The organism is Pseudomonas gregormendelii, assembly GCF_017114825.1.
Lineage (GTDB): Bacteria > Pseudomonadota > Gammaproteobacteria > Pseudomonadales > Pseudomonadaceae > Aquipseudomonas > Aquipseudomonas gregormendelii.
This window is the reverse complement of record NZ_JADEVO010000035.1, coordinates 22,137-35,696: the sequence shown is the minus strand read 5'-3', so window position 1 is coordinate 35,696 and position 13,560 is coordinate 22,137. Positions and strand designations below refer to the sequence as shown.

The 13,560-nt window shown below is 59.1% G+C and carries 13 protein-coding genes; 10 read left to right on the top strand and 3 right to left on the bottom strand.

Annotation, left to right across the window (positions count from 1 at the left end):
• Window positions 1-101: 101 nt before the first annotated feature.
• From IMW75_RS21245 to IMW75_RS21220, 6 genes are all read left to right on the top strand, one after another.
• Entirely contained in the window at window positions 102-743 is a 642-nt protein-coding gene (locus IMW75_RS21245) for a DUF1345 domain-containing protein (RefSeq protein ID WP_205893661.1), read from the top strand.
• Window positions 744-857: 114 nt separating this feature from the next.
• A complete protein-coding gene (locus tag IMW75_RS21240; protein WP_045058327.1) occupies window positions 858-1,883 on the top strand; it encodes a LacI family DNA-binding transcriptional regulator in 1,026 nt (341 codons plus the stop codon).
• Window positions 1,884-1,957: 74 nt separating this feature from the next.
• Window positions 1,958-2,740, top strand: coding sequence for a sugar phosphate isomerase/epimerase family protein (locus IMW75_RS21235; protein ID WP_045058326.1), 783 nt, complete (start codon window positions 1,958-1,960; stop codon window positions 2,738-2,740).
• The gene (locus IMW75_RS21230) at window positions 2,733-3,758 is read left to right on the top strand and encodes a sugar kinase (RefSeq protein ID WP_045058325.1); all 1,026 of its coding nucleotides are present in this window, start codon (window positions 2,733-2,735) and stop codon (window positions 3,756-3,758) included. Before IMW75_RS21235 ends, IMW75_RS21230 begins: the two co-directional genes overlap by 8 nt.
• Before the next feature lie 66 nt (window positions 3,759-3,824).
• Window positions 3,825-5,120, top strand: a complete 1,296-nt coding sequence (locus IMW75_RS21225) for an MFS transporter (protein WP_045058324.1) — start codon at window positions 3,825-3,827, stop codon at window positions 5,118-5,120.
• A 13-nt stretch (window positions 5,121-5,133) separates the two neighbouring features.
• Window positions 5,134-6,111, top strand: a complete 978-nt coding sequence (locus tag IMW75_RS21220) for a 2-hydroxyacid dehydrogenase (protein WP_205893660.1) — start codon at window positions 5,134-5,136, stop codon at window positions 6,109-6,111.
• A gap of 61 nt (window positions 6,112-6,172) precedes the next feature.
• Here the strand turns inward: IMW75_RS21220 and IMW75_RS21215 are convergent, their stop codons facing one another.
• Window positions 6,173-7,360 (bottom strand): pyridoxal phosphate-dependent aminotransferase, encoded by a 1,188-nt coding sequence (locus IMW75_RS21215; protein ID WP_045058322.1) that lies wholly within the window; start codon window positions 7,358-7,360, stop codon window positions 6,173-6,175.
• Window positions 7,361-7,517: 157 nt separating this feature from the next.
• On the opposite strand from IMW75_RS21215, the gene rarD reads away from it, so the two are divergent.
• The gene (gene rarD, locus IMW75_RS21210; protein ID WP_205893659.1) at window positions 7,518-8,399 is read left to right on the top strand and encodes an EamA family transporter RarD; all 882 of its coding nucleotides are present in this window, start codon (window positions 7,518-7,520) and stop codon (window positions 8,397-8,399) included.
• Between the two features lie 94 nt (window positions 8,400-8,493).
• Here rarD and hppD read toward each other — a convergent pair whose 3' ends face one another.
• Window positions 8,494-9,570 carry a 4-hydroxyphenylpyruvate dioxygenase gene (hppD, locus tag IMW75_RS21205; protein WP_122840599.1) on the bottom strand — a complete coding sequence of 359 codons (1,077 nt, stop codon included), beginning with the start codon at window positions 9,568-9,570 and terminating at the stop codon, window positions 8,494-8,496.
• A gap of 409 nt (window positions 9,571-9,979) precedes the next feature.
• On the opposite strand from hppD, the gene IMW75_RS21200 reads away from it, so the two are divergent.
• A complete protein-coding gene (locus IMW75_RS21200) occupies window positions 9,980-11,515 on the top strand; it encodes an EAL domain-containing protein (RefSeq protein WP_205893657.1) in 1,536 nt (511 codons plus the stop codon).
• Window positions 11,516-11,745: 230 nt separating this feature from the next.
• Complete coding sequence (locus tag IMW75_RS21195; RefSeq protein WP_205893656.1) at window positions 11,746-12,111, top strand: histone-like nucleoid-structuring protein, MvaT/MvaU family; 366 nt, start codon at window positions 11,746-11,748, stop codon at window positions 12,109-12,111.
• A 197-nt stretch (window positions 12,112-12,308) separates the two neighbouring features.
• Here IMW75_RS21195 and IMW75_RS21190 read toward each other — a convergent pair whose 3' ends face one another.
• On the bottom strand, window positions 12,309-12,821 hold the full coding sequence (locus tag IMW75_RS21190) for a DUF4946 domain-containing protein (protein WP_205893655.1): 513 nt from the start codon (window positions 12,819-12,821) through the stop codon (window positions 12,309-12,311).
• A gap of 145 nt (window positions 12,822-12,966) precedes the next feature.
• Between IMW75_RS21190 and gloA the strand changes: the two genes are divergently transcribed.
• The gene (gloA, locus tag IMW75_RS21185) at window positions 12,967-13,488 is read left to right on the top strand and encodes a lactoylglutathione lyase (RefSeq protein WP_205893654.1); all 522 of its coding nucleotides are present in this window, start codon (window positions 12,967-12,969) and stop codon (window positions 13,486-13,488) included.
• The last annotated feature ends 72 nt before the right edge of the window (window positions 13,489-13,560 follow it).

Here is a 13,560-nt window from a genome sequence, read left to right as displayed (position 1 = left end):
GTCAGGCTCCCAGCGTCATCGTTAACGACCATCGCGAGCAAGCTCGCTCCTGCAACAGGACCGCGCTATGGTGCACTGACGTCCTGTTACAGTGAGCCGCTATGCCCTTCCTCGCCCGCACCCACCCGCGCCTGTCCGCCGCCGCCACCCTTGGCATTGCGGTGGGCATCCTGGCTCCCGCCGATTCGATCATCAGCAAAATTCTCTTTGGCTGGAATGCCGGGGTCTGGACTTACCTGGTGCTGATGCTCTGGCTCACCGCTCGCGCCAAAGCGCCTGACGTAAAGCGCATCGCTGAAGTCGAAGACGAAAACGCCGGTCTGGTGCTGCTCGTGGTGTGCATCGCCGCCATCGCCAGCCTGGCCACCATCGCCTTCGAACTGGCTGGCAGCAAGCAACTGGACACCACGACCAGACTGCTGCACTACGGCTTCACTGCGCTGACCGTGATTGGCTCATGGCTGCTGATCGGCGTGATATTCAGCGTGCATTACTCGCGCCTGTTCTACACCTGGCGCGGCAAGGACCCGGCACTGCGATTCGCCGAGGGCCTGACCACGCCCAACTATTGGGATTTCCTGTACTTCTCGTTCACCATCGGCGTGGCGGTGCAGACCGCCGATGTGGGTGTCGCCACCCGCGATATGCGCAAGATCGTGCTGGCGCAGTCGTTGGTCGGATTTGTATTTAATACGGCGATATTGGGCTTTTCGATCAATATCGCGGCGGGATTGTTTGGGTAAAAGGCGACGAACATTTTGCCCGGGGCTTGACGCAGGGCATATTCCTGGTGTTTCCTGAAACCGGTTTCAGCGCCAAGCGCCAGCCTTATAAATCCAATAACAAGGTTTCAACCCGTGAACGACTTTTCCGCCGCCCAGCGCAGCCGCGTGACCATGCTTGATGTCGCTGAACACGCCAGGGTTTCCAAGGCCAGTGTGTCGCGATTCATTGGCGAAGACCGCGGCTTGCTCTCCGATGCCATTGCGTTGCGCATCGAGCAGTCGATTGCCGAGCTGGGCTACCGCCCAAACCAGATGGCCCGTGGCTTGAAGCGCGGACGCACGCGCCTCATCGGCATGCTGGTGGCCGACATCCGCAACCCTTATTCGATTGCCGTGATGCACGGGGTGGAAACCGCCTGCCGTCAGCACGGCTACAGCCTGGTGGTGTGCAATACCGATCGCGATGACGAACAGGAGCGCCAACACCTTGCCCTGTTACGTTCGTACAACATCGAAGGCTTGATCGTTAACACCCTGGGCCATCACCGCGACGAATTGCACGAACTGCATCGGGAAATGCCCCTGGTGCTGGTGGATCGCAAGGTCGAGCACCTGGAAAGCGACATGGTCGGGCTGGATAACTCGAAGGCGGTCGAGATGGCCATCGAGCACCTCGAAGCTCAGGGCTATCGCGATGTACTGTTGGTGACCGAGCCATATGACGGCACCAGTTCGCGTATCGAGCGCGTCAGCAGTTTCAAATCGCAGGTCGCCCAGCGGCCTTCACTGCGAGGCGCAATTATCGAAACCGGCAGCCAACTCACGGCTCATCTCAAGGCTTTCCTGGACGCTCCTGGCCCCGGCCCGAAAGCGCTCTTCTGCGCCAACGGCATTGCGGCACTGGCCAGCACCCACGCACTGCGGGAACTGCAGTGCGATCTGTTTGCGAATGTGGGCTTGATTGCCCTGGACGACTTGGATTGGTACCCGCTGGTGGGCAGTGGCATTACCGCCCTTGCGCAGCCGACCGCGCAAATTGGAGCAAGTGCATTCGAGTGCCTGCTCAAGCGACTGCGTGGGCAGGCTGGGCCGGTTCGAACGCTGGATTTTTCGGCGCAGTTGATCGTGCGGGGCTCGACGCTCGGGAGTTCCCGGTGATGGAGCCTGCAGCAACACCCACCAGAAACTATTTTTTTGTACAAAAATGAAACCGGTTTCAGAGGTAAATAACAATGAAAAAATCACCCGTCTCCATCAGCCTTTCCAGCTACGGCGCCGAACTGGTACGCCAGCGAGGCCAAGGCAGTTTCATCGAAATCCTCGCCGCCGCCGGTGCTTCCCTCATTGAATGGCGTGAGGAATTGCTGACCCACGAACACGCCACGCAACTGGCCCAAGCCACCTCCAACCATGGCCTGGAAAGCATCTACTCCTCACCCATGGAGCTATGGCTGGCGGGCCATTCAAACCCTAATCCCGCTTTGACGGCAGCCCTGCACAGCGCCCAGGCCTTTGGAGCCAAATGGCTGAAAGTCTCGCTGGGTTATTTCACTGATAACAATGACCTGCAAGGTCTGGCCCGTACCCTGGGCCACTGCGGCGTGCAACTGCTGGTAGAAAACGACCAGACCCTGCACGGTGGCCGCATCGAACCCTTTCAGCGCTTTTTCGGCGAAGTGGAGCAACACCAACTGCCCATCAGAATGACCTTCGATATCGGCAACTGGCACTGGCAGGACCAGTGCGCCGCAAGCGCCGCTCGAATGCTCGGTCGTCACGTCGGCTATGTGCACTGCAAGGCCGTGACGCGCCGGGCCGATGGCAAACTGATTGCCACACCGCCCGCCGCAACAGATCTGCAGCAATGGGAACAACTGCTGCGCCACATGCCCCAAGGCGTCATGCGGGCGGTGGAGTATCCACTGCAGGGCGACGACCTCGCGCAACTTACCGGCGAACACGTCGCCGCCCTCGCCCGCCTGGGTCAATCGCGACTGGAGAGCGCTCATGTCTGAGATCGATATCCTGTCGTTTGGCGAGACCATGGCGATGTTTGTCGCCGAAGAGCCCGGAGACCTGGCCAGCATCACCCGGTTCCACAAGCGCATCGCCGGGGCTGACAGCAACGTCGCCATCGGCCTGTCGCGGCTTGGATTCAAAGTGGCCTGGCTTAGCAGGGTCGGTGCCGACTCACTTGGCAGGTTCGTGATCGACACGCTTGAAAAGGAAGGACTGGACTGCCGTCATGTCGACATTGATACCGCGCACCCAACTGGATTCCAGCTCAAGTCCCGCACCGAGGACGGCAGCGATCCGGTAGTGGAGTATTTCCGCCGTGGTTCGGCCGCCAGTCACCTGTCCCCGCAGTCAATTGTCCCCCAATTGCTGAACGCCCGGCACCTGCACGCCACCGGTATTCCTGCGGCCCTGTCGGCAAGCGCACGGCAACTGTCGCTGGAATTGATGACACGCATGCGCGATGCAGGACGCAGCGTATCGTTCGACCCCAATCTGCGGCCGAGCCTGTGGGCCAGCACGCAACAGATGGTCACCGAAACCAACCGCCTGGCAGCCCTCGCCCATTGGGTGCTGCCGGGCTTGAGCGAAGGCCAGTTGCTGACCGGCTTCGAAGACCCTGCCGATATCGCTGCTTTTTACCTCGACCAGGGTGTAGAGGCTGTGGCGATCAAGCTGGGCCCGCACGGTGCCTATTACCGAACTCATCAGGATCAGGGTTTTGTCGCCGGCGTGCCGGTGCAGGCAGTGGTCGACACGGTGGGTGCCGGTGACGGCTTTGCTGTGGGCATGATCAGCGCCTTGCTGGAAAACCACAGCTTTGCCGAGGCCGTGAAGCGGGCCAACTGGGTTGGCAGCCGGGCGGTGCAGAGTCGGGGGGATATGGAGGGGTTGCCTACCCGGGCCGAGATGAGCGCTGAGTTAGAGGCCGCCAACGCAAGCGGGCTCGCTCCCACACAAGATCGGGTTCCAACCCAAATGCCCTGTGGGAGCGAGCCTGCTCGCGATAAGGCCTGACCATTCACTGAAGATTTCGAATTCGTTACCTGCTGCGACAAAAACAACAAGCTCAGGAGCACCACCATGAAAACCGCAACCCTCGCCGCCCGCCGCTGGTGGTACATCATGCCCATCGTGTTCATCACCTACAGTCTGGCGTATCTGGATCGCGCCAATTACGGCTTCGCCGCCGCCTCCGGCATGGCCGCCGACCTGATGATTACCCCGGGCCTGTCCTCACTGCTCGGCGCCCTGTTCTTCCTCGGCTACTTTTTCTTCCAGGTGCCGGGGGCGATCTATGCGCAGAAACACAGCGTGAAGAAACTGATTTTCGTCAGCCTGATCCTCTGGGGCGGCCTGGCGACCCTGACCGGAATCGTCTCCAATGCCTATTGGTTGATCGTCATCCGCTTTATGCTCGGCGTGGTCGAGGCGGCGGTGATGCCGGCGATGCTGATCTATCTGTGCCACTGGTTCACCCGCGCCGAACGCTCGCGGGCCAACACCTTCCTGATCCTCGGCAACCCGGTGACCATGCTGTGGATGTCGGTGGTCTCAGGGTATCTGGTCCAGCACTACAGCTGGCGTTGGATGTTCATCATCGAGGGCTTGCCTGCGGTGCTGTGGGCCTTCATCTGGTGGCGCCTGGCCGACGATCGTCCGGCCCAGGCCAAATGGCTCAGTGACCAGGAAAAACACGACCTGGAAAGCGCCTTGGCTGCCGAGCAAGTCGGCATCAAGGCGGTGAAAAACTATGCCGAAGCCTTTCGCTCGCCAAGGGTGATCATCCTCGCGTTGCAGTTCTTCTGCTGGAGCATCGGCGTCTATGGCTTCGTATTGTGGCTGCCGTCGATACTCAAGGCCGGTGCACAAATGGACATGATTGAAGCGGGTTGGCTGTCGGCGCTGCCCTACCTGGCCGCCGTCATTGGCATGTTGCTGGTGTCCTGGGCCTCGGACAAACTGCAAAAACGCAAACGCTTCGTCTGGCCACCACTGCTGATCGCCTCGTTCGCTTTCTATGGGTCCTACGCCCTGGGCGCCGAACATTTCTGGTGGTCCTACACCTTGCTGGTGATTGCCGGTGCCTGCATGTACGCGCCTTACGGACCATTCTTCGCGATCATCCCGGAAATCCTCCCGGCTAACGTGGCGGGCGGCGCGATGGCGCTGATCAACAGCATGGGTGCTCTCGGTTCGTTCGGCGGTTCCTACCTGGTCGGCTATCTGAACAGTTCCACGGGTTCACCCGGCGCTTCCTACCTGTTGATGAGCGGCGCGCTGATGCTCTCGGTGGTGCTGACTATTTTCCTCAAGCCCGGCGCCAGTGACCGGGAGCGGCCCACGGTCGCATTAACCCGCACCGCCGCACATTCCTGATTGGATGACGACAATGAAAAAGCAGGTTGTTCTATACAAGAAACTCTCGGCGCTGCTGATGGCTCGTTTGCACGAACAGGCTGAAGTGACGCTGATTGAAAGTCTCGACGCCGATGGCCTCGCCCGATTGCGCGATGCCCTGCCCCGAGCCCACGGTTTGCTCGGTGCCAGCCTGAAGCTGGATGCCGAGCTGCTGGATCTGGCGCCCGACCTTGAAGCCATCGCCAGCGTCTCGGTGGGCGTCGACAACTACGACATCGACTACCTGACCGAGCGACGCATCCTGCTGAGCAACACGCCAGACGTGCTCACCGAAACCACCGCCGATACCGGTTTTGCGTTGATTCTCGCGACCGCCAGACGCGTAGTGGAACTGGCGAACATGGTTCGAGCAGGCCAATGGAGTCGTAACCTCGGCCCCGCGCATTTTGGCAGCGACGTGCACGGCAAAACCCTGGGCATCATCGGCATGGGCCGCATCGGCGAGGCACTGGCCCAGCGTGGGCATTGCGGTTTCGGCATGCCGGTGATCTACCACAGCCACTCGCCGAAACCGGCGGTAGAGCAGCGTTTTAATGCGCAATACCGCAGCCTGGGCGAGCTGTTGCAACAGGCGGACTTCATCTGCCTGACGCTGCCGCTGACGGCTGAAACCGAGCGACTGATCGGCGCCGAGGAATTTGCCCTGATGCGCCCGCAAAGCATCTTCATCAACATCTCCCGAGGCAAGGTCGTGGATGAAGCGGCGTTGATCGAGGCATTGGGTGCGGGGCGGATTCGCGCGGCGGGGCTGGATGTGTTTGAACGTGAGCCGCTGAACCTGGACTCGCCGTTGTTGCAGATGGATAACGTGGTGGCAACGCCGCACATGGGCTCGGCGACCCATGAGACACGTGAGGCGATGGCTCGATGTGCGGTGGACAATCTGTTGGCCGCCTTGGCGGGTGAGCGGCCCGCAAATCTGGTGAATCCTTCGGTCTGGAAAGATTAGGATCAAACGATCGCAGCCTGCGGCAGCGCCTGCAGGAACTGCCGCAGGCCGCGATCTTTTCTCAGGCCCGACGCGCTTCCAGAAGGTCGATTGCACACAGCGCAATCCTTCGACAGGCATCCGCCAGCTTGCGCTGGTCCACCACCAACCCGATGCGGATATGCCCCGCCGCGCTCGGCCCGAACGCCTCACCCGCCAGTACCGATACGCCATACCCCTCCAGCAGCCGCTCGGCGAAATGCTGGGCGGACAACCCGGTGTCGCGCACGTCGACCATCACGAACATTCCGCCATCGGGCTGAATGGCCCGGATACCCGGGCATTGGTTCAGGCTCGTACACACCAGGTCGCGGCGCTGACGATATTCATCGCGCATCAGCGCCACCTCCGGAAGGTCTTCATCCAGCGCCCGTTGCGCCGCCTTTTGCACGAACTCCGGAATGCCAAACAGCATGCTCAACGAGAGATGCTCCAGATGATCGTTCAAGAGTTTGGGCCCGATCACCCAACCCACTCGCCAGCCGGTCATGGCGTGGGACTTGGACAGGCTGCCGATGGTCGCTGTACGTTCGGCCATGCCCGGCAGACTGGCCGGGCTGATATGTTCACCCTCGTACAGCAGATCACCGTAGACCTCGTCGCTGATCAACCAAAGGTCGTGTCGCACACACAGCAAGGCCAGTTCCTGCCAGATCATCAGTGACAGACTGGCGCCGGAGGGGTTGTTCGGGCTGTTGAGCAACAGCGCCCGGGTCCTGGGGGTGATACGGGCCGCCACGTCCGCCGGATCGACCCGAAAGCCGTTCTCCGGACGCACCGCCACCGGCATCACCGTGGCCCCGCACGCGCCGAACACCCCTTCATACGTCACGTACATCGGCTCGGCGACGATCACTTCGTCGCCCGGATCAAGCAGGCATTGCGCGACCGAGTACACCGCGCATTGCGCGCCGGGCATCACGATCACATGGTCGGCGTCCACCACCTGTCCACTTCGACGCCGATGACGCTGGGCAATGCTGTCGCGCAAACCCCGACTGCCGCGCACCTGCGAGTAGTGGGTGTCGCCCGCCAGCAAGCTGTCGATGGCGGCCTGGACGATGGGCCGGGGTGTATCGAAATCCGGGTCGCCGACCGACAGCAGCAGTACGTCGACGCCCTCTTCGCGCATTTGCAGCGCGCGATTATGAATTTGCCAGGCCGCGGCGCCTTCACCGGCGATGCGTTGGGTCAAGCCTGAATAGCGCATGTATTTCTCCAATCGCGCGAGTTCCTGAGTCAACCCTATCTCAAATCGCGCCACGCGCCAGTACCGTGGTGAAATCGACGATCGGGGCAGGCAACAGAAATTCTGAAAACCACGTATCCTCCATACCCCGTTATACCTTCACTGCCGCGAGGACACGTTGTCTAAAGGTATCGCTCTATCGGTCACGGCCTCGGTGCTGTTTGCCGTCATGTATTACTACACCTCGCTGCTCACCCCCTTGAGCGGCGTGGAGATTTTTGGCTGGCGGATGCTGCTGACCGTACCCTGCATGACGGTGTACATGGTGGTGTCCGGAGAGTGGAAGCGGGTGGTCGAGCTGGTGCGACGACTTATCGCCAAGCCGAAACTTATTGCCGGCCTGGTCGCCTCCTCTGCCCTGCTCGGCGTGCAGCTGTGGCTGTTCATGTGGGCGCCGCTCAACGGCTACAGCCTTGATGTTTCGCTGGGGTACTTCCTGTTGCCGCTGACCATGGTGCTCACTGGAAGAATCGCCTTTGGCGAACGCTTGTCCTATCTGCAAAAAGTCGCGGTAGTGTTCGCCTGCCTCGGGGTCATCAACGAGCTGTACCAGGTGGGTGGTTTTTCATGGGCTACCCTGCTGGTGTGCGTCGGTTATCCGACATTTTTTGTCCTGCGAAAGCGCTTGAAGTCAGACAACCTGGGCGGCCTGTGGCTGGACATGGCGTTGACCCTGCCGGTGGCATTCTGGTTTGTGCAGAGTGGCGATCAGGGCTTTGCGGTGTTTGATCAGTACCCGTGGTTGTCGCTGCTGATTCCGCTGCTTGGGGTTGTCAGCGCGTCGGCGCTGGTGGTCTACATCATCGCCAGCCGGTTGTTGCCGTTCAGCTTGTTCGGGCTGCTCAGTTATGTTGAGCCGGTGCTGTTGCTGGGGGTGGCGTTGCTGCTGGGGGAAAGCATCAAGGAGGGGGAATGGCTGACCTACATACCGATCTGGCTGGCAGTGGTGGTGTTGATGTTTGAGGGGTTCAAGCATTTGATGCGGCAGCGGCGTCCTTGAAAGCAAAAGATCGCAGCCTTCGGCAGCTCCTACATGGGTTTTTTATCACCCTGTAGGAGCTGCCGAAGGCTGCGATCTCTTGTTCTAAACCAAATCAGTCAGTGGACAGCACGCCACGACGAACCTGATCACGCTCGATCGATTCGAACAGCGCCTTGAAGTTGCCCTCGCCAAATCCATCATCGCCTTTGCGCTGGATGAATTCGAAGAACACCGGACCCATCAGGGTTTCCGAGAAGATCTGCAGCAGCAGGCGCTTGTCGCCGGACTCCGACGAACCGTCGAGCAGGATCCCACGCATTTGCAGTTCATTGACCGGCTCGCCATGGTTCGGCAGACGGCCTTCCAGCATCTCGTAGTAAGTTTCAGGCGGCGCGGTCATGAAGCGCATGCCAATCTTCTTCAGGCGGTCCCAGGTGTCGATCAGGTTGTCGCTGAGGAAGGCCACGTGCTGGATGCCTTCGCCGTTGAACTGCATCAGGAATTCTTCGATCTGCCCGGCGCCCTTGGACGACTCTTCGTTCAACGGAATGCGGATCATGCCGTCCGGTGCGGTCATGGCCTTGGAGGTCAGGCCAGTGTATTCACCCTTGATATCGAAGTAGCGGATCTCGCGGAAGTTGAACAGCTTCTCGTAGAAATTCGCCCAGTACGCCATGCGGCCGCGATACACGTTGTGGGTCAGGTGATCGATGATCTTCAGGCCCGCGCCTTCTGGATTGCGGTCCACGCCTTCGATGAACACGAAGTCGATGTCGTAGATCGAACTGCCCTCGCCGAAACGGTCGATCAGGTACAGCGGCGCGCCGCCGATACCTTTGATGGCCGGCAGGTGCAGCTCCATCGGGCCGGTCTCGATGTGGATCGGCTGGGCGCCAAGTTCCAGGGCGCGCTTGTAGGCCTTCTGCGAATCCTTGACGCGAAACGCCATGCCGCACACCGACGGGCCGTGTTCGGCCGCGAAGTACGAGGCTACGCTGTTGGGTTCATTGTTGAGGATCAGGTTGATTGCGCCCTGGCGATACAGGTGCACGTCCTTGGAACGGTGGGTCGCCACCTTGGTGAAGCCCATGATCTCAAAGATCGGCTCCAGGGTGTTTGGGGTGGGCGATGCGAATTCGATGAATTCAAAGCCCATCAGGCCCATTGGGTTTTCGTATAAATCTGCCATGGTCGGCGCCTCATCATGCTTTTCAGAATTAACAAATGTTAGTTGCTGGCGATGCTGAGGTCGGCGGGCGGCGCGCAGGAGATACCTCTCACGCTGCGCGCGAGGAAGTCACCATAGATCAGTTGAAACCCAAATATCTTCATTGTCGACCCAAGGTTAAGACGGGCGAGGCTTCTGCTGCCAGAAGACGATTATTCTTGTATGCGTAACCCGATTCTACACAGCGTAAACATATTTGTCCGCCCTGTGTATCAAATCCCTGTTCACCACCGCTGTGCAAGCGGTGCATCCCTCCGGGCAGACTGGCAAAAGGCCGACTATCATGGCCGCTGTCAGCCTCTCTTTTGGAGGGCCTGTGATGGTCCTGCCAGCCGTTGACAGCCCTATCCCGTCACCCGGGTTTACAAAAATGCCATTAAGCGCCAAGACCCGCCGCAAACGCAGCTCCCGGATTGTCGTGACCCTGCTCAGCGCACTGCTGCCCATCGTGCTGGGTGGCGTCATTCTTTACCTGCAAGCGCAGCGGACTCTGGAACAGGGTTCGCGCCTGACCGCCGAAGAAGCCGTCCTCCAGTTCGACCTGATGCTCGACAACACCGCCCAGGCCGCAGAAAAATTGCTGCCGCTGGCGGGGCAACCCTGTGCCGACGTCAATCTTGCCCTACGCGAACAAGTCACACGCCGGCCCTTTGTGCGCGCGACGAACCTGTTGTGGGACGACACCATTTATTGCAGCTCGCTGTTCGGTGAAACCCACGAAAAAATAGCACCGGGTGATTATAGCCACGGGCAGTTACTGCTGATGAAAGGCAACCGGGTGACACCTGACACCGCTTTGCTGGTGTATCGACTCAGCAAAGGCAAACAGGGGGCGATGAGCATCATGGACGGTTACCACCTGAGCAATATTCTGCGCCTGATCGGGCGCAAGACCATCGTTTTGTTGCAAGTAGGTCCTCAATGGCTGGATGCCGACGGGCAGATCCACGAAGGCCCCCTGCCCGTCCTGCCCGTGGCGCACACCACCCTGGACTCGCAGCGTTATGCCTTTCATGTGACTGCGGGTTTGCGCGAAGGCGAGATCTGGCGTTACATCAGCAGCGAGTACCCTCCGCTGTTCAGCCTGCTGATATTTTTTGGCGCGATGTCCGGACTGATCGGGCACATTCTGCAGAAGCGCTCGACGTCGCCAAGTGTCGAGATGCAACGGGCCCTGGAAGCCAGGGAGTTTGTTCCGTACTTCCAGCCGGTCGTGTCGGGGGACGGTAAACAGTGGTCTGGCGCCGAAGTGTTGATGCGCTGGAACCATCCGAAAGAAGGCCTGGTGCGGCCGGACCTGTTCATCCCCTTTGCCGAGCACTCCGGGCTCATCGTGCCCATGACCCGCTCGCTGATGCAGCAAACCGCCGAACTGCTGGCGCCCATCGCCAGCGCATTCGAGCAACCCTTGCGCATCAGCGTCAACATCACCGCCCGTCATTGCAAGGACCTGCAACTGATCAACGATTGCCGCCAATTCCTCAGCCATTTCACCCAGGGCTCAGTCTGCCTGGTGCTGGAACTGACGGAGCGAGAACTGATCGAGCCCACTGATATCACTCACAGGCTGTTCGAACAACTGCATGAACTGGGGGTGAAAATCGCCATCGATGACTTCGGCACCGGCCATTCTAGCCTCGGCTACCTGCGCCAGTTCAACGTAGATTTCCTCAAGATCGATCAAAGTTTCGTCGCGATGATCGGCGCCGACGTGCTGTCCCGGCACATCCTCGACAGCATCATCGAGCTCTCGGTAAAGCTGAATCTGGACATCGTTGCAGAAGGTGTGGAAACCGAAGAACAGAGTGATTATCTGACCGCACGTGGTGTCGGCTTCCTGCAGGGTTATCTGTTTGCGCGACCCATGCCGGGCGCACAGTTCATTAACGCATTAACAGGGCGTTAACTTATCGACTCAAACGGCATACTAAGAACGCCGCCCGTGAACACTTCGACAGGCGGTTGTTGTTACATGTAAAAAAGTCATGATTTACTCTTTTCGTATTAACCACTACACTTTTTACTGTTCGCACAAAGATGCGCCAGCGAGCCATTAGCACTGAGACGTTTCAAAGCGCCTGGCTTATAGCTTTATTTACGGCTGGCATCAGTCACATAACTATCGGAGTGAAGATATTGTCCAGACTTGCTGAATTTCGTGCAGCTGAAAAGGCCCTTCAGGAGCAGCTCAAGCAGCTGGAAACCTTGAAGAACGACGCCGGACTCAAGAAGGAAATGGAATTCGAAGAGAAGCTCCAGGGGCTGATGAAAACCTACGGCAAGAGCCTGCGGGATGTGATCGCCATTCTCGATCCGAACCCGGCAAAATCGGGCCTGCAGGGGGCGTCTGCGCCGAAAACCCGGCGCGCTCGCGTGCTCAAGGTCTATCACAACCCGCACACCGGTGAACTGATTGAAACCAAGGGCGGCAACCACCGCGGCCTGAAATCATGGAAGGAACAGTACGGGGCGTCGACGGTTGAGTCATGGCTTCGCGGCTAAGATCATTGCAGGAGCGAGCTTGCTCGCGAAGAACACAGAGACAGCGCGCTTAGTCAGGCCTCATGCGTTATCGTTGACGTTTTTCGCGAGCAAGCTCGCTCCTTCAGTGTTACTGCCAACGCATAGCTTTTTTACGTTTAGATACCTACTTTATGCTTAGTTCTTTAGAGCTGTCCTACTCCAGTTTTTAGTCACCACTAAAGTTTCAAACTGTTACGAACGGCAGCTATCTCGTCCTGACTGGCCTTGTACGCTTCGGCTTGTCCGGCGTAAGAAAGTACATAGGCGTTATCCGCGTCCACGGCCGCGACCAATGTCTGAGAGAGCACGTGTCGTCCGTTCTGGGTGACGGTGCAAGTTGTCTCCAGCGCCTGCAAATCACTCAAGCGTGCGTCGTGGATCTTGTTGCAAACACTTTGGTACCCACCCTGGAAAAAGTCCTTTTGCAGCGACTTGCGCATCTCCAGCAACACGCCCTGCAGGTTGACCTGATGCCCGGGTTCCACTGGGGTCATGGTCAATTCCATCACCAGCACGGGGGTACCGCCCACATCGTTTTTTACTGCACGTTGGCGCGACACTTTCGATGCAGCGTCTGCCTGGGCCACGGCCTCCACTTCCCAGCCACTGGGCCAGGTGATCAGCGCGGGCTCTGCATGGGCGGCGGCGATTACCGACAGCAGGCTTATCAGTAAACAGAATCGAATCATCGCAAGGTCGTACTCAAAGGTTGATTCAACAAGTCTGGGCCCACCCCGCCCGTCAGGCAATAGCGGACGCTTTGGGTTTGGTGATGTCGGATCCCTTGCGTATCATTGCTGCCATTCGCTAGCCCATTTATTGACCGGAGGGCCCATGAGCCTGCACGATTTGAATACCTTCCCCGGCGTCACTGCCCAACCTGACACTGCCACGCAGAAGTTTGTCTTCAACCACACCATGCTGCGGGTCAAGGACATCACCAAGTCGCTGGATTTCTACACGCGAATTCTCGGTTTCTCACTGGTGGAAAAACGCGATTTTCCGGAAGCGGAATTTAGCCTGTACTTCCTGGCGCTGGTGGACAAAGACCAGATCCCGGCTGACGCTGCTGCGCGCACCGAATGGATGAAGTCGATTCCAGGCATCCTGGAACTGACCCATAACCACGGCACGGAGAATGATCCGGCGTTTGCCTACCACAATGGCAACACCGACCCGCGGGGTTTTGGTCATATCTGCATCTCGGTCCCGGACATCGTCGCCGCCTGCGAGCGCTTTGAAGCACTGGGCTGCGACTTCCAGAAGCGCCTGACCGATGGCCGCATGAAGAGCCTGGCCTTCATCAAGGATCCGGATGCCTACTGGGTGGAAATCATCCAGCCAGCCCCAATGTAAACCAAACCACATTTGGCTCGTGCAAAACGCAAAAACCCCATGATCGCTCATGGGGTTTTTGTGTTTTCAGCC

What these genes read in the sequence shown, in the direction of transcription:
- IMW75_RS21245 (WP_205893661.1), top strand. Translation starts at nt 102, where the DNA reads ATGCCCTTCCTCGCCCGCACCCACCCGCGCCTGTCCGCCGCCGCCACC.
- IMW75_RS21235 (WP_045058326.1), top strand. Translation starts at nt 1,958, where the DNA reads ATGAAAAAATCACCCGTCTCCATCAGCCTTTCCAGCTACGGCGCCGAA.
- IMW75_RS21230 (WP_045058325.1), top strand. Translation starts at nt 2,733, where the DNA reads ATGTCTGAGATCGATATCCTGTCGTTTGGCGAGACCATGGCGATGTTT.
- IMW75_RS21225 (WP_045058324.1), top strand. Translation starts at nt 3,825, where the DNA reads ATGAAAACCGCAACCCTCGCCGCCCGCCGCTGGTGGTACATCATGCCC.
- IMW75_RS21220 (WP_205893660.1), top strand. Translation starts at nt 5,134, where the DNA reads ATGAAAAAGCAGGTTGTTCTATACAAGAAACTCTCGGCGCTGCTGATG.
- IMW75_RS21215 (WP_045058322.1), bottom strand. Translation starts at nt 7,360, where the DNA reads ATGCGCTATTCAGGCTTGACCCAACGCATCGCCGGTGAAGGCGCCGCG.
- hppD (WP_122840599.1), bottom strand. Translation starts at nt 9,570, where the DNA reads ATGGCAGATTTATACGAAAACCCAATGGGCCTGATGGGCTTTGAATTC.
- IMW75_RS21200 (WP_205893657.1), top strand. Translation starts at nt 9,980, where the DNA reads ATGCCATTAAGCGCCAAGACCCGCCGCAAACGCAGCTCCCGGATTGTC.
- IMW75_RS21190 (WP_205893655.1), bottom strand. Translation starts at nt 12,821, where the DNA reads ATGATTCGATTCTGTTTACTGATAAGCCTGCTGTCGGTAATCGCCGCC.
- gloA (WP_205893654.1), top strand. Translation starts at nt 12,967, where the DNA reads ATGAGCCTGCACGATTTGAATACCTTCCCCGGCGTCACTGCCCAACCT.